This is a genomic window from Massilia niabensis, from assembly GCF_042655085.1.
Classification (GTDB): Bacteria; Pseudomonadota; Gammaproteobacteria; order Burkholderiales; family Burkholderiaceae_D; genus Telluria; species Telluria niabensis.
The window spans coordinates 1,058,540-1,073,661 of record NZ_JBHSMU010000015.1; the positions used below are offsets into that span (position 1 = coordinate 1,058,540).

The window sequence follows — 15,122 nt, forward strand, 5'->3', positions numbered from 1 at the left end:
CCGATCGCCTCCTGGTAGTCGGCCGATCGCCTCCTGTTAGTCGGCGATCGCCCTGGTCCGGTACGGCTCGGTTTGCTTCAACAGGTTGCACACTGCGTCGGCCACCTGGCCTGGCGCGAGTTTTTCCATGCAGTCGTGGTGGCCCTCAGGGCACACGCTGCGGTTGCAGTAGCGGCAGGCGACGTCGTGATTCAGCACCCGGTTCGGCACGCGCCACGGCGTGTGCTGCGGATTGGTCAGTGCATACAGGTCGACCACCGGTGTGCCGACAGCGGCCGCCAGGTGCGCGGGGCCCGTGTTGTTGCTGACCACGAGCGAGGCCTGCGCCAGCAGCGCACCGAGTTCACCGAGGGAGAGTTGCCCCGCCAGCGAATGGACGCTGGCGTCCGGTGGCACGTCGATGCCGTCGATCAGCGTCATTTCGTGGGCGCCGCCGGTCAGGACCAGCGGGCAGCCAATCCGTTCGTGGAGCTCCCGGATCAGGCCCGTCCAGTGGCGCTGCGGGTAGCGCCGCGCCGGCGCGCTGGCCCCAGGGTGCAGCACCAGCCAGCGTGCGGCCGGATCGATGCCCGCCTGACGCAGCCGCGCGCGCACCGCCGTCATGTCGGCCGGCAGCGGCACGAATGACAGGCCCTCATCCATCACTTCGGCCCCGAGGTGGCGCACGAGGTCGAGCTGGCGCTGCACTTCGTGCCGGACCAGGGCGCCCGGTTCCGGGTCGGCGATCCAATCGGTCAGCAACTGATAGGGCTTTTCGCGGCAATAGGCCGCGCGCAGGGGGATGCCGGCCAGTTGGCACAGCAGCGCGGCGGGCAGGGCGCTCTGGCTGTAGCAGGTAAAGATCACGGCGCCGTCGAAGCGGTGCCGGGCAAGCGCGGCGATTTGCCCGATGTGATGTTCGGGCGGGTCGGCGGCACTGCTCTTCATCCACGGCGCTTCATAGGCCAGCACTGCGTCGATGTCGGGCAGGTGGGGCGCCAGCGCCGCTGCTGCGGGCGAGGTCAGGAGGGTTAGCCGGCGCCCGGGATGCTGGACGCGCAGGGCCCGCATGGCTGGCGTACACATCAGCACATCGCCGAGCGAATCGAGCCGCACGCACAGCAGGTGGGCGGCCTGGTTCCAGTCATTGGTCCCGGAAACGGGAGATGGGGCTGGCGGAAATGGGACAGGGGTCATTGTTCGTGGTGGCTGGCGATCAGGACGGCCGCGGCGTACAGGTCCGGCGCCATGCGGGTGGGAACGCGGCGTGGCCCAAGCCGCCATTCGGTTTCGTTGCCGTTGTCGAGCAGCACCGTGCGGCAGCCGGCACGGTTGCCGGCCTCGACATCGTGCAGGATGTCGCCGATCATCCAGGAGGCGCGCAAATCGATGCCATGCTCGGCGGCGGCCCGCAAGAGCAGACCGGGCATTGGTTTACGGCATTGGCATTCGATTGCGTACGGCGCGACCGTGCCGCGCGGATGATGAGGGCAGTAATAAAAGCCGTCGAGGGTGAGGTTTTCGCGAAACAGCAGGTCGGCGAGGCGGTCGTTCACCGCATGCAGCGCGCCTTCCGCGAAGCGCCCCTCGGCCACGCCGGACTGGTTGCTGACCACGAAGAAACGGAAGTCGAGCCGGGCCAGCAGGCGCAGGGCCGGGCCGGCGCCGCTGGCGAGCCGCATGCGGCGCGGCTCCACGTTGTACGGCAGGTCTTCGACGAGCGTGCCGTCCTTGTCGAGAAAGATTGCTTTCATCGCTGTCCTATCATGGCCAGGAGGTTTCGCGCATCGGCAGCACGGTCAATTCTGCAATGACGGTTTCCTGCGGCATGAGGAGGATCGAGCGGATGGCCTCGGCCACATTCATGGGGTCCTGAAGGCCGGCGGGGTCGAGTTCGGGAAAGCGATCGAGCAGGAAGGGTGTGCGCATGCCGCCGGCAACCACCGCCGTGACGCGGATGTTGTGCGCGCGCAGTTCGGCATGCAGCGCGTGCGACAGGCCGAGCAGGCCCCATTTGCTGGCGTGGTAGGCCGCCGCATTCGGCCAGGCGCGCTTGGACGCCGTCGAGGCGACGTTGACGATGTGGCCGGCCCCGGCCTGGCGCATCAGCGCGGCCGCGTGCTTGGCCAGCAGGAAAGGGCCGTTCAGGTTGGTGTCGATCACCCGCAGCCAGTCTTCCTCGGACAATGCGTCGATTGGCAGCGTGACGTCGGTACCCGCGTTGTTGATCAGGATGTCGAGCCGGCCCATGGCCTCGAACGCCTCGCCGATGGCATGCCGCACGGCATCCGGGTCGGCCACGTCGAAACCGATGGTATGGACACGCACGCCCAGTTCGCGCCAGGCCGGGGCCGCGGCATCGAGCGGGGCAGGGCGGATATCGGTGGCGACGATGTCGGCGCCGCAGCCGGCCAAGACTGTTGCCAGCGCGGAGCCCAGGCCGCTGGCGGCGCCGGTGATGAAGACGGTCTTGCCGCGCAGCGAAGCGCCCTGCCGGCCCTGCGCGCCCTGCGCGTCCTCTGGTTCTTGCGTCAGATCCATGTTTGCTCCTATAGAGTGGGGAGGCTCGAAGCGGCGCTGGCACGGTATTCGTCCAGGACCGCCGCATACACGGCGGCCGCCTGGCTGGCGACCGAGCGCCAGGTGTAGTGGCGGTAGGCGCGGCGCAATCCTTCCTCGCCCATGCGGCGCGCGAGGAGCGGGTCGGCATGCAGTTGTGCGAGACGTTCGGCCAGCGCGCGCGGGTCGCGCGAGGGGATCAGGAAGCCGGTCACGCCGTCGATCACGGTGCTCTTGATGCCGCCCACTTCGGACCCGACCACGGGGCGGGCGCAGGCCATGGCTTCGACCGGCGTGATGCCGAAGGGCTCGTACCAGGGCGTGGTCACGAAGACGTTGGCGGCGCTGTAGTAGTGGCGCAGCGCTGCGCGCGGCTGCTGGCCGACGAAGCGCACGTGCGCTTCGATGCCGAGCTGGCGCGCGAGCGCCTGCAGGCGCGCCACTTCCGGGTCGTCCCTGTGGTTCGCCACCCCGTCCGTAAGCCTGCCATGGTCGCCGCCGACCACCAGCAACAGCGCATCGATGCCGTGGCGCTCGCGCAGCATGGCCAGGCCCTGGATCACGGTGTCGACGCCCTTGCGCGGCACCATGCGCCCGAGCTGGAGGATCGTGAAGCGCTCCTGCGCCAGGCCGAGCCGCGCGCGCGCCTGCGCCTGCGGCAGCGGCCACAGTTCTTCCGGGTCGAAGCCGCACGGGGCGACCGTGATGCGCGATGACGGGGCGCCGTACAGCTGTTCCATGTCGAGCCGGTCCTGCGCGCACTCGGCAATGATGCGGTCGGCGCGGCGCATCAGCGTCGTCTCGATATGGGTGCGCTCGGGCGGGAAGGCATCCGCCGCGCCCTGGGCCAGGCGCCGCACATGGCCCAGGGCGTGGAAGGTAATCACGAAGGGAATGCCGAGCGTGTCCTTCAGGTGCGCGGCCACCATGCCCGACATGAAGAAATTCGCATGCACGATGTCGTAGGGGGCCGGCTGGCGCCGCGCGAAACGGGTGACGAAGCGGGCGAAGTCGGGAATGAACGGCAGCATCTGCTCTTTCGGCACGTGGTGCGCGGGTCCGGCCGGGACGTGGATCACGCGCACATTCTCCACCGGGTGCACGGGGTGGCGCTGGGCCGGGGCGTTGCGCCGGGTGAAGATGTCGACCAGGTAGCCGGCCAGCGCCAGCTCGCGCGCGAGGTTCCCCACGTACACGTTCTGGCCGCCGCAATCGATGCTCCCCGGCGCGGCCAGCGGCGAGGCATGGTCGCTGATCAGGGCGATGCGGCGCAAGCGTGCGCCCGCGTTTGTGCCCCCCCTTGTGCCCCCGTTCGTGCCCGCCTGTGCGCCCACCGGGTGTTCGTTCAGTTTCATGCATCCCTCCCGCCTGGCCCGCGTGGCAGGGGACCGGCATGACCAGTGACATGGCGCAGCGCGGCGTCCCAGTCGGCGCTGAAGCGGTCAATCGAAAAGCGCTCCTGGGCATGGCGCCGCGCCGCCTGGCCCAGGTCGCGCGCCAGCGACGGGCTGCGCAGCAGTTCGCGCATGCAGTCATGCAGGCGTTCGACGCGGGTGTCGATGAAGCCGTTGGCGCCGTCGTCGATCACGGTCGCCATTTCAGCGGTGGCCAGGGCGACCACGGGCAGGCCGACCATCATGGCTTCGATGACGGCGAGGCCCAGGCTTGAATAGCGGATCGGGCTGAACAGGAAACGGTAGCGTGCGGCAAAGGCGGGCAGCTGCGCATGCTGCACTTCGCCGATGCCGCCCATTTCTTCGGCGGCCATGCCGACCAGGTCGAGCGGCAGCTGCTCGCGCGCCTGGAGAAACAGGTCGGGACCCATGCGCCGCCCGCGCCGGCCGAGGTGGTTGCTGATCACCAGCCCGCGGTCGAGCGTGCCAAGATAGCGCACCCCGTCGGGAATCAGTACGCCATGTTCGATGACGCGCGTCGGGGTACGCCGGTTGTCCCACATCAGGTCGTTGAAGGGGGTGACGTGCACCAGCAGCACGTTCGGATCGTCGACGAGGTGGGGGGTGTCGGTCGGGTGCTCGCGTGGCGGGTCGTGCTCGAGGTAGATGCGGGGGAGCGCGCGCTGCGCGGCCGTCAGGAAAGCGTACTGGTCGTGTTCCCATTGGTGGTCGTCCTGGAACAGGATGCAGTCGAACTGCTGCTCGCGCGCGGCCTCGACCGGCAGGTCGTGCACGTTGTCCCCCCACGGGATATGGCCGCAGCGTCCGCCATAGCCGGGCGGGCGCCCGGGTTTCGAGAGGACGAAGAATTCGTGCGGCGCTTGCGACAGGTAGTACAGGTAGCTGCCGTGGGTATGCCAGGTCAGGACGTTGAGTCGGCGCATGGGAGCCTCAGGTAAAACGGACGCGGTAGCGGACGGCCCCGACCAGGCGCCAGAAGACGGCCAGCGGGGGGATCAGGGCCGAGGTGACGATCATGTCAAGCACGTGCAAAACGGTGTTCGGACTGCGGGTGCCGGGGCTATGGGCACCTGCGCGGGCGCCGGGACTAGCGCTGCCCCCGCGCAGGCGCTGCGCGCACAGGCGCGCCGTCAGCCCCAGCCAGGCCAGGCCGGCAACGGTGGCCATGACGCCGGCTCCGGCCAGCAGCGCCCCGAGTGCAACCGCCAGCGCCGCGGTCGCCAGGTAGTACTCCAGCGGTGGGATGGCGCCGATTTTTTCGCAGTACAGTTGCGGATGCTTCTTGTAGAGCAGGGCGTCGAACACGGCCCGGCGCGTGTGTGCGAGGCTGGCGCCCCAGGGCATGGGCGGCACCGGCTGCACCACCACGGCGTCAAGCGCGGACACGATGCGCGCGCCCATGCCCAGCAGGCGAAAGTGCAGGTCGGCGTCGCCATGGCAGGATTGTTCGAAGCGCTCGTCGAAGCCCTGGAGCGCCTGCAGCACGTGCTTGCGGCAGAAGCAGTTGGTGACGCACACCTCGGGCGCGGCGACGCTGTCCCCGCCTTGCCCCTGCCTCTGCGCAGGGCGGGGCTGGGCGGCGAACGGGCCGGCAAGCGGGGGCTTGTCGACCAGCCCGCACAGCACGTCGACCTCCTCGCCGAAGGCGGCGAGGCCCTGGGCCAGCCAGCTCGGGGAGGGCACGCCGTCGTCGTCGGTGAAGGCGACGATCGGGGCCTGGGCGGCGCGCCAGCCGAGGTTGCGCGCCGCCGCCGGGCCGTGCTGGCCGTGCTCGGCGGAATTGGGGAGGTAGACCAGGCGCGGGCCGCGATCGAGCGTGCGCGCGCGCCAGCCGGCTACCAGGTGCAGGGTGTTGTGGTTGGGCTCGTCGTCGACGACGATGACTTCGTAGCTGCCCGCCGGCAAGGTCTGGCGCGTGAGCGCGTCGAGGCAGCGGTCGAGCAGGTCCATGCGCCCACAGGTCGGCACCACGACGGAGACGGCGATTGCGCTGCCTGTTGCTGAAGTCGTTTTCGGCATGCCTCCTCCCCGGTGAATGTGCTGCCAATGAATGTGCTGCAAATTAAAGGGCCATGTCCTTGTCCATCCGCTGCTGCAGCAACCACAATCTTGCGTACGCGCCGTGGTGGCGCAGCAGCTCCGCATGCGTGCCGCGCTCGACAATGCGGCCGCGCTCCATGACGACGATCGCATCGGCGTTGACGATCGTCGAGAGGCGGTGCGCGATGATGAGAGTGGTTCGATTGCGCGACAAACGGTCGAGTTCCTGGCTGATCGCGTGTTCTGAATCTGCATCAAGGGCCGACGTCGCTTCGTCGAAAATCAGGATCGGCGGATTCTTCAGGATCGCGCGGGCGATGGCGATGCGCTGCCTCTCGCCGCCCGAGAGGTTGACGCCGCGTTCTCCCACCGGGGTGTCGTACTTGTGCGGCAGCGCGGCGATCAGTTCGTGCAGGTGCGCGGCGCGGCAGGCGGCGACCACCTCGGTGCGCGTGCTGCCGATGCGCCCGTAGGCGATGTTGTTGCCGATGGTGTCGTTGAAGAGCGCCGTGTCCTGCGGCACGACGCCGATCGCGCCGCGCAGGCTGCTCGCGGTAACGGTGCGGATATCCTGGCCGTCGACCAGGATGCGGCCGCTCGCGGGCTCGTAATAGCGCAGCAACAGCCGCGCCAGCGTGGACTTGCCGGAGCCGCTGCGGCCGACCACGGCGAGCGTGGTGCCGGGATCGATGCGCAGGCACAGGTCGGTCAGCACGGGCCGCTCCGGTTCGTAATGGAAGCTGACGTGGTCGAACACGATTTCCCCGGGCCCGGGGCGCAGCGGCGGCGCGTTCGGCGCATCCTGGATTTCCGGGCGTTCGCGCAGCAGCTCGAACAGGCGCTCGGCATTGACCCAGGCGTCGCGCGCCTCGCGGTAGACAAAGCCGAGCGCGTTGAGCGGCAGGCAGACCTGCAGCGCATAGGCGTTGATCAGGACCAGGTCGCCTACGCTCATGCGCCGCTGCAACACTGCCTGGCCCGCCAGCAGCATGATCGCCGCCACGCCGAGCGCGATGATGGCGCTCTGGCCAACGTGCAGCGTGAACAGGGCACGGGCATTGCCGGCCCCGGCCGCGCGCCAGTCGTCCATGATCGAGGCGAAGCGGCGCGCTTCGAGTGCCTCGTTGGTGAAGTACTTGACGGTGTCGTAGTTGATCAGGCTGTCGGCCAGCTGCCCCTTGGCGTGCGAGTCGAGCTTGTTCACGCGGCGCTGGTAGATCACGCGGCGCGCCGTGAAGACCAGGGTGAAGCCGGCGTACACGAGGAAGGTGAGCAGGATGATCGCCGCGAAACTCGCTTCATACCTGCTGAGCATGATCGCCAGCACCAGGCCGATTTCGACCAGCGTGGGGATGATCGTGAACAGGCCGACTCCCAGCAGGAAGGCGATGCCGCTCGTGCCGCGGTCGATGTCGGGCAGCAGGCTGCCGAGTTGGCGCCGCGCATGAAAGCGCGGGCCCAGGGCGTGCAGGTGGGCGAAGGTCTTCTGCGCATAGCTCGAGACGGCCGCCAGGGTCACGCGCACGAACAGCAGGTCGCGCAGCTCGTTGAACAGGGTCGAGGAGAAACGCAGCACCGCATAGCCGGCCAGGAGGTAGATGGGTAACTGCGCCGGCAGGCGCGCCGGCATCGCGTCCGGCGCAAACGCATCGATGATGCGCTTGAGCAGCAGGGGCACGGCGACCGTGGCGAGCTTGGCGACCAGGAGCAGGGCGACAGCCAGGGCGATCCGCCAGCGGTAACGCGCCAGCACCGTCCACAGCTCGGTGCTGATGCGCGTTGCCGTGGCGGTTACAAGGCCCCCTGTCATTCCTGGTTTCTCCTGGCTGTACAGGTTTGACCGGCGGGGCGGCGTTTGCATCACGTTCGGGAGCTGTGATGGCTCAAATACTGCCCGGTTATTTCAGGGAACCAGAACGGAGGTCGAGCCTGGGAGACGCGCGGCGGCGCGAAATGTCCGCAACTGACACCCTACAATATTGCTCAGAGATCGAAGGAACAGTCCTACAGCGGAATGGGGCCGGCAGCATGGCGAAAACCGGCTGGACAGTGCGGACGCGCGAGGACCCCGGCAGCACGCTGGCGTGACCGGGGCCCGGAAAGGATAATGGGGTGACGGACGGGAGGGGCGCTTATTTACGCGAAAAACCCGTGTCGTCGTCCATCTTGCGGTCGCCCGCCAGGCGGTTCGCGCCGGCCGGGCTGGCCGGATAACCGCCGGCGGCATCGTTCGACTCGTGCACGCCGGGCACGTCCTGCTGCCCGCCGGCACCCGGCAGGATGCCAGGGTTTTCGCTGCGCGGAGCGGCATTGCCCGGGCTGCGCGGCAGGCCGCCGGCCAGGTCGTTCGACTGGTGCACGCCGCCGTCCGTGAGGTTACCGATTTCGCGGCCTTCCCCACCGGTTTGCGAGCCGGCACGGTCGGTACTCTGCTGCGCGCCACCGTTGGTGGCGACCTGGGCCGAGCCGCTGCCTTGTTGGCTGCCGCCGGCCTGGCCGGACTGCATCGACTGGCCAATGCCGTGATGGTGGCCGAGCGAGCCGCCCTGCAGTTCGGGCTGGCGTGGATCCTGCGGATTCATCCGATGGGCGGCCTGGGTGTTGCCGGCGTGTGCGCCTTCGTGGCGCAGCAGGTCGGTGCCGCTATCGGCCGGGCGATGCCCCACGGGCTGCTCGAGCTGCCCATAGGCGCTGGAACGCTGCTCCATCTGGCGCTGGTGGCTGTCGGTGATGCCTTGCGTGGGGCCACTGCCGCCATTCTGCTGGGACTGCATCGAGCCGCCCGGCACGTCCCACACCTCGCTCTCGTTGGTCCATGGGCCCGGGCCCATGCCGCTTTGCTGGGTGCCCATCTGGTCGATGCCCTGGTTGCCCTGCTGCTGGGAAGCGCCCTGCGGATAAGTATGGTCGAGCGGCGCGTCGGGCGCGGTCTTGCCCTTGGCGTTCGCGTTCCACTTTTCGTTGGCGCCGTTATTGGTCTGATTGTTCATTTCGCTGCGTTGATTCGCGTCCATGTTCTTTCCTTTCCCAAACTTGATATTGCGAATGGCCTTGCCCTGAGAACGCTGCCGGCGCCGCCTGATCCTGCCATGATGCGCGGGTTTTCGTCGCTTCAGTATAGGAAGACGCAGCGGTTGTGTGTAGGACAATAACTGATGGGATTCCTTCCGAAAAGAACACTATTTCAATGGTGCATTTTCTGTCGCCTGTAGTCCTACAAAGTCATCTGAAAACGTCCTATACCCTCATCTACTGTGCATGCCTAAGATGAATTCAACCGGTCGCTCATCGGCGCTTGGCGGATGGGCGGGGGTACAGCCTGCTGCACGACGCGGCGGTTTATAAGTGAACAGGGAGAACACCATCATGGCTTCGAGCAATCAAGGTAACAAGCAGGGCGGTAACCAGTCCAACAGCCAGAGTGCCGGCGGCGGCACCCGCAATCGTGGTTTCGCATCGATGGATCCGCAGCGCCAGCGCGAAATCGCCAGCCAGGGCGGCAAGGCAGCCCATCAGAAAGGGACTGCGCACGAATTCACTTCCGAAGAAGCACGCCGTGCCGGCTCGATGAGCCACGGCAACCGCCAGTCGGCCAGCGCCGGCTCGGGCAGCAGCTCGCGCAGCTCGTCGAAAGGCGGCAGCCGCGGCGGCTCGAAAGAGTAAGCATCAAGGACAGACCTCATCCTGCCCTGTCGTCGAAGGGCGTCTGGACAGGATGGCCACGAACGGGGAGCGAGGCTCCCCGTTTTCTTTCCAAACACACACAAATCCACAATGGGATGGGGTAGAATCGCTGCGCCTTTTTAACTAATCCCAGAGGAACATCGTCGTGAAAGAAGCGGTCATTCGTCAAGTCAAGAGCATGTCCATGTCGTGCGATCGCGTCGGCAATTCCCTGCTCGCCAAATTCTCCACCCAGGGCGCGAGCGACATCGGCCTGCATATTCCTGCGTCCATCGTCTTCTGGCTGCTCAAGCACCTGCCGGTCAACCAGGACCCGACCCTGCAGCCGCCGCCGGCGCCGCCGGAAGTCACCCAGCAGGACTGGAACAACCCGAACATTCCCCATGCGCTGACGCTGAACTGCCGCGAACTGCCGGGGAAGCTGCGCATGGCGTTCAACCTCGATCGCGAGCCGAACCTGGTGCTCGTCCTCGACCGCGGCAACGTCGAACTGATGCGCCAGATCCTGGCGCTGTACAGCCGCGAACTGATCGACCTCGACGCCTGATCGAGCTCTCGCGTGCCGGGAGGGCATGGCAAACCGGGCGCGTAGTATCATCCTCTACGCTCCTGCTCTACGTTCGTGCCGACGTTCATACCCTACCCATGCCCGCTTTGTGAACGCACCAATAGAGGACCAGCCATGCCTATCAAAATCAGCCAGCATTTCGATTCGGGCGCCATCGAGGTGGTGCAAGCGTCAAGCCCGAAAGCCATCGACCTGAACCTGCGCCGCGACAATAACGCGGACATCCACCAGTGGTTCCACTTCCGCCTGCAGGGCGCCCGTGGCCAGGCCTGCACCATCCGCTTCCTGAATGCCGGCCAGGCCACCTACCCGAAGGGCTTCGAGGACTACCAGGTCGCGGCGAGCTACGACACCGAGAACTGGTTCCGCGTGCCGACCAGCTTCGACGGCGAGGTGATGACGGTCAATCACACGCCCGAGCTCGACAGCATTTATTACGCCTATTTCGAGCCCTATACCTGGGAGCGCCACCTGCGCCTGCTGGGCGAAGTGGCGGAAAACCCGATCGCGCGCGTGCTTGATATCGGCACCACGGTCGACGGGCGCGACATGAACCTGGTCGTGATCGGCAACCCCGCAGCGGAGAAAAAGATCTGGGTCATCGCACGCCAGCACCCGGGCGAGACGATGGCCGAATGGTTCGTCGAGGGCATGATGGATGCCCTGCTCGACGACGCCAACCCGATCGCGAACAAGCTCCTGCAGCGCGCCGTGTTCTACATCGTGCCGAACATGAACCCGGACGGCTCGGTGCGCGGCAACCTGCGCACCAACGCGGCCGGCGCCAACCTGAACCGCGAGTGGATGACGCCGTCGCTCGAGCGCAGCCCGGAAGTGCTGTGCGTGAAGGACAAGATCCATGAAACCGGTGTCGACATGTTCTTCGACATCCATGGCGACGAGGCGCTGCCGTACAACTTTGTGGCGGGTAACGAAATGCTGGCCGATTTCACGCCGGAGCGCGAAGCAAGGCAAAAAGCCTTCGTCGAACAATACATGGCGGCCAGCCCGGACTTCCAGAACGTCTATGGCTACGCGGCCAGCAAGTACAACGAAGAGCTGCTGACGCTGGCCTCGAAATACATCGGCCACACCTTCAAATGCCTGTCGCTGACGCTGGAAATGCCGTTCAAGGACAACGCCGACCTGCCCAACCCCTATACCGGCTGGAACGGCGCGCGCAGCGCGGCCCTCGGCGCGGCGCTGCTGCAGCCGATCCTGCGGTCGCTCGACTGATCGTCGCATTCATCGTGAGGATTGCTCATGGGCGTTGAAATCGAGCGCAAGTTCCTGGTCGCCGGCGATGCCTGGCGTGCGCTCGGCACGCCGACGCTGCTGCGCCAGGGCTACCTCAGCCTGGAGCCCGAGCGCACCGTGCGCGTGCGCGTCGAAGGCGGCAGCGCGACGCTGACGATCAAGGGCAAGAGCCGTGGCGCCACGCGCGGCGAATGGGAATACCCGATTCCCGTCGCGGAGGCCGCGGAACTGCTCGATACCTTGTGCCCGCAGCCGCTGGTGGAAAAAATCCGCCACCGCATCGTGAACGGTCCCCATACCTGGGAAGTCGACGAGTTTTTGGGTGCGAATGCCGGGCTGGTGGTGGCCGAAATCGAACTCTCCTCGGAAGACGAAGGCTTCGACAAGCCGGACTGGATCGGCCCCGAAGTCACCCACGACAAGCGCTATTTCAATTCGAACCTGATTCGCCACCCGTATTCCGCCTGGAAGGACCCTGCATGACCTTGATCACCCGCCGCGCTGTGCTTGCCTTTGGTATCGCTTCGCTGTTGCCCTTGGCTAGCGCTGCTGCCCCGGCCGCCCCGTATTTCCCCCCAAGCGGGGAGTGGGCGCGCAAGCAACCCGCCGCGCTGGGCATGGATCCGAAGGCCCTGGCCGCTGCCGTGCAGTATGCGCAAAGCCACGAGACCGAACGGGCGCTCGATTTTTCTGACCAGGAAGCCACCTTCGGCGCACGACTCGGTTCGATGCCGACGCGCCGCGCGCGCACCAACGGCGTCGTCATCTACAAGGGCTTCGTGGTGGCCGAGTTCGGCGACACGGGTTTCGTCGACCCGACCTATTCGGTGGCCAAGAGCATGCTAGCAACGGTCGCGGGCGTTGCCGTGCGCGACGGGCGCATCGGCAAGGTGGACGAGCCGGTCGGCCAGCGCGTGCAGGATGGAGGCTATGCGTCGCCTCGCAATGCCCAGGTGACCTGGAAGCAGCACCTGCAGCAGGAAACCGAGTGGGAAGGCAGCATGTGGGGCAAGAACGCCGACTTCATCGGCAAGGCGCAATTCGGCGCCGGCGAGCGCAAGCCGCGCACGCTTGGCGCGCCGGGCAGCCACTACGAATACAACGACGTGCGCATCAACCGCTTTGCGCTGTCCCTGCTGCGCGTGTTCGACAAGCCCGTGCCCGAGGTGTTCCAGGAACAGGTGATGGACGTCATCGGCGCCTCGACTACCTGGAAATGGGTGCCTTACATCAATAGCTATGTTGACTTGAACGGCAAGCAGGTGCCGTCCGTCAGCGGCGGCACACGCTGGGGCGGCGGCATGTGGATCAATTCCTGGGACATGGCGCGCTTTGGCTACCTGTGGCTGCGCGGCGGCGCCTGGAACGGCAAGCAGGTGGTGCCGACAGGTTTCGTCAAGGAAGCGCTCACGCCGAGCGCGCACGGCCCGGATTACGGCTACCTGTGGTGGCTCAACACCAAGGGCAAGACGCTGCCCGGCCTGCCTGCAAACGCCTATGCGGCGCTGGGCGCCGGCAGCAATACGATTGTCGTGTCGCCCGACCACGACCTGGTGATCGTCTGGCGCTGGCACAGCGGTAACTCGGCCGAGTTTGCCAAAAGGGTGATTGCGGCAATCCGCTAGACAGTTTTAATCGAAGGCGGCGTCGTAGCTCACCTCGCCCGAGGGCGGCGCTTTGCCGTCGAGTGCGACGCGTAGGAAATACTCTGGCGGCGCCCCGAGATAGCGCAAGCGGCTGTCCGCCTCGAAGCCGAAACGCCGGTAGTAGCCCGGCTCCCCGAGCACCACGCAGCCTGCCACGCCGAGTTCCTCCAGCGCGGCCAGGCCGGCCGTTGCCAGCGCGCTGCCGGCTCCCATTCCCTGGCAGGACTGCAACACCGCCATCGGCCCCAGCCCCATCCATTTCACGTCCTGTCCATCGATCGCTACCGGCGAGAACGCGGCATGGCCGACGATGGCGCCATCAGGCGTCTCGGCAACCAATGACAGCGCCAGCCGGCCGCCGGCGCGCAGCCGTTTGACGATCAGGTGTTCAGTTTGCTTGCTGTGGGGATGGAAGACGAACGCGGCGCGCACGACGCTGTCGATGTCGGCAAGGTCGGATGGCCGTTCGGGACGGATGAAGAAAAGGGCGGATTGGGCGCTCATGACACTCGGCATTGTACGCCCGTGGCACGCGCCTTCAAGCGCAAAGTGAAGCAGGGGCGGCGAGGAACAACACGTGTTCGCATCGCCGCCACAGGGACAATCAGTGGAAGTGCTCGGTCCCGGCCGGTGCGTCTTCCGGCATTTCGGCATGCACCAGGTCGCCGGTCGGGTCGGCGAACAGCGGCGCGCCGCAATCGTCGCAGTATTCGGCGACGTAACGCTCGTTGATGCGCTTGATGTGCGTGACGCCGGCTTCGTTCAGGTGCGCGATGATTTCGTTGATTGGAGTCAGCGGCGCCGGCAGCAGGCTGTCGACCCCCGCGCCTTCGATCGGCGTGCCTTCCTCGTCTTCCTGGCCATACAGCGGCCAGACAATGCCGTACACCACTTCCGCGCTCTGGCGCAGCGTGAAGCCGACGCGGTATTCGTCGATCTGGCCATCGGTCGGTTCCTCGCCGAAGCCGGCGATGACGGCGCGCAGGTCGGACGCTTCGACGTCGAGCGTGTTGGTGAGGTAGTGCACGGCGGCGCGGATCGATACCGGACGGATCAGCTTGTCCGCTTCGCGGCAGGCCACGTAATACGCTTCCGGCAGCAGCAGCTCGACACCGCAGCCCGGCAGCAGGCGCGCGACGTTGGCCATGCCCTGTTCGCGCCAGGCATCGAGGGCGCTGGCGCGCACTGCCGAGAAATTGATCTGGTGCTGGGCTTCCTGCCAGCGGAACAGCGGCGCGCCCACCGGTGCCACGAGCGCGATCAGCAGGTAGCGGGTGTCGGCCAGGAAGGGCGCCGTTTCCGGAATGCGCGTCGATGGCTTGATGGCCGTGCCCTTGTGCGCAGCCTGGGCCAGCTTGTGGGTCAGCGAGTAGGTTTCGGCGTGGGTGCGCGGCAGCTGGTCGATCGCATACAGCGTCGGCGCCATCGACATCTGCACGCCTTCGGCGAGCAGGTGCCCCGAGAAATGCGCGGAGAGCGTTGTCAGCAGTTCCGCCGGAATCGTGCCGGAGCCGATCGAGAAGCGGGTCCAGGCGAGGATCGGCGCGGCAACCAGCAGGGCCTGCCAGGTGACCTCGCCGCCATCGTTGCCTGGTTCGACCATCGTCGACGATTCGCTGACAGCCTCGACGCCATCCATCAGGACGTCGTAGGCGGCCAGGTCGTCCTTGAACAGGGCGTTCAGTGCGGCGTCGATACTTTCCTGGTGGTTGGTCTTGAGCAGTTTCTGCAGCTGCGCATCCAGTTGGCGCTCCCAGGTGCGTTCTTCAACGCGGCTGGCAGACTGCACGATGGCCTGGGCAATGCTCGAGAGACGCTGGCTTTCTGCGGAAAGTTTGTTGGATGAATCTTTGGAAGGACGACGCATAGCGCTGGGGGAGTCTCTTTGTAAATAGGTGAAGATCGAAAGGTCAGGATCGAGCTGCGAAAGGTCATGATAAACCCTTATCCCCAGTATTGTAGTTGATTCGGCCA

At 66.5% G+C, this 15,122-nt stretch carries 15 protein-coding genes; 5 read left to right on the top strand and 10 right to left on the bottom strand.

Features of this window, described 5'->3' with window-relative positions:
• Positions 1 to 36 precede the first annotated feature (36 nt).
• The 8 genes from waaF to ACFPN5_RS19135 all read right to left on the bottom strand — a co-directional run bounded on the left by waaF (position 37) and on the right by ACFPN5_RS19135 (position 9,007).
• Positions 37 to 1,176 (bottom strand): lipopolysaccharide heptosyltransferase II, encoded by a 1,140-nt coding sequence (waaF, locus tag ACFPN5_RS19100; protein ID WP_379785373.1) that lies wholly within the window; start codon positions 1,174 to 1,176, stop codon positions 37 to 39.
• Complete coding sequence (locus tag ACFPN5_RS19105; protein ID WP_379785374.1) at positions 1,173 to 1,733, bottom strand: D-glycero-alpha-D-manno-heptose-1,7-bisphosphate 7-phosphatase; 561 nt, start codon at positions 1,731 to 1,733, stop codon at positions 1,173 to 1,175. Before ACFPN5_RS19105 ends, waaF begins: the two co-directional genes overlap by 4 nt.
• 10 nt (positions 1,734 to 1,743) lie before the next feature.
• Positions 1,744 to 2,520, bottom strand: coding sequence for an SDR family oxidoreductase (locus tag ACFPN5_RS19110; protein ID WP_379785375.1), 777 nt, complete (start codon positions 2,518 to 2,520; stop codon positions 1,744 to 1,746).
• Between the two features lie 8 nt (positions 2,521 to 2,528).
• Positions 2,529 to 3,893 carry a glycosyltransferase gene (locus tag ACFPN5_RS19115; protein ID WP_379785376.1) on the bottom strand — a complete coding sequence of 455 codons (1,365 nt, stop codon included), beginning with the start codon at positions 3,891 to 3,893 and terminating at the stop codon, positions 2,529 to 2,531.
• Positions 3,890 to 4,876 carry a glycosyltransferase family 4 protein gene (locus tag ACFPN5_RS19120; RefSeq protein ID WP_379785377.1) on the bottom strand — a complete coding sequence of 329 codons (987 nt, stop codon included), beginning with the start codon at positions 4,874 to 4,876 and terminating at the stop codon, positions 3,890 to 3,892. The genes ACFPN5_RS19115 and ACFPN5_RS19120 overlap by 4 nt, the downstream gene beginning before the upstream one ends.
• A gap of 7 nt (positions 4,877 to 4,883) precedes the next feature.
• On the bottom strand, positions 4,884 to 5,972 hold the full coding sequence (locus ACFPN5_RS19125; RefSeq protein ID WP_379785378.1) for a glycosyltransferase family 2 protein: 1,089 nt from the start codon (positions 5,970 to 5,972) through the stop codon (positions 4,884 to 4,886).
• A gap of 43 nt (positions 5,973 to 6,015) precedes the next feature.
• Positions 6,016 to 7,803, bottom strand: coding sequence for an ABCB family ABC transporter ATP-binding protein/permease (locus ACFPN5_RS19130; RefSeq protein WP_379785380.1), 1,788 nt, complete (start codon positions 7,801 to 7,803; stop codon positions 6,016 to 6,018).
• A gap of 322 nt (positions 7,804 to 8,125) precedes the next feature.
• Complete coding sequence (locus tag ACFPN5_RS19135) at positions 8,126 to 9,007, bottom strand: hypothetical protein (RefSeq protein WP_379785381.1); 882 nt, start codon at positions 9,005 to 9,007, stop codon at positions 8,126 to 8,128.
• A gap of 352 nt (positions 9,008 to 9,359) precedes the next feature.
• Between ACFPN5_RS19135 and ACFPN5_RS19140 the strand changes: the two genes are divergently transcribed.
• From ACFPN5_RS19140 to ACFPN5_RS19160, 5 genes are all read left to right on the top strand, one after another.
• A complete protein-coding gene (locus ACFPN5_RS19140; RefSeq protein ID WP_379785383.1) occupies positions 9,360 to 9,656 on the top strand; it encodes a KGG domain-containing protein in 297 nt (98 codons plus the stop codon).
• Positions 9,657 to 9,861: 205 nt separating this feature from the next.
• On the top strand, positions 9,862 to 10,224 hold the full coding sequence (locus ACFPN5_RS19145; protein WP_379785384.1) for a hypothetical protein: 363 nt from the start codon (positions 9,862 to 9,864) through the stop codon (positions 10,222 to 10,224).
• Positions 10,225 to 10,359: 135 nt separating this feature from the next.
• Positions 10,360 to 11,481: a M14 family metallopeptidase gene (locus ACFPN5_RS19150; protein WP_379785385.1), complete on the top strand. Its 1,122-nt coding sequence runs from the start codon at positions 10,360 to 10,362 to the stop codon at positions 11,479 to 11,481.
• A 27-nt stretch (positions 11,482 to 11,508) separates the two neighbouring features.
• Positions 11,509 to 11,985, top strand: coding sequence for a CYTH domain-containing protein (locus ACFPN5_RS19155; protein ID WP_379785387.1), 477 nt, complete (start codon positions 11,509 to 11,511; stop codon positions 11,983 to 11,985).
• Entirely contained in the window at positions 11,982 to 13,127 is a 1,146-nt protein-coding gene (locus ACFPN5_RS19160; RefSeq protein ID WP_379785388.1) for a serine hydrolase domain-containing protein, read from the top strand. The genes ACFPN5_RS19155 and ACFPN5_RS19160 overlap by 4 nt, the downstream gene beginning before the upstream one ends.
• Before the next feature lie 6 nt (positions 13,128 to 13,133).
• On the opposite strand, the gene ACFPN5_RS19165 is transcribed toward ACFPN5_RS19160, so the two are convergent.
• Together ACFPN5_RS19165 and ACFPN5_RS19170 are read right to left on the bottom strand one after the other, a co-directional pair.
• Positions 13,134 to 13,652, bottom strand: coding sequence for a GNAT family N-acetyltransferase (locus tag ACFPN5_RS19165; RefSeq protein WP_379785389.1), 519 nt, complete (start codon positions 13,650 to 13,652; stop codon positions 13,134 to 13,136).
• Positions 13,653 to 13,752: 100 nt separating this feature from the next.
• Entirely contained in the window at positions 13,753 to 15,015 is a 1,263-nt protein-coding gene (locus tag ACFPN5_RS19170; protein ID WP_379785390.1) for a DUF2863 family protein, read from the bottom strand.
• Between the last annotated feature and the right edge of the window lie 107 nt (positions 15,016 to 15,122).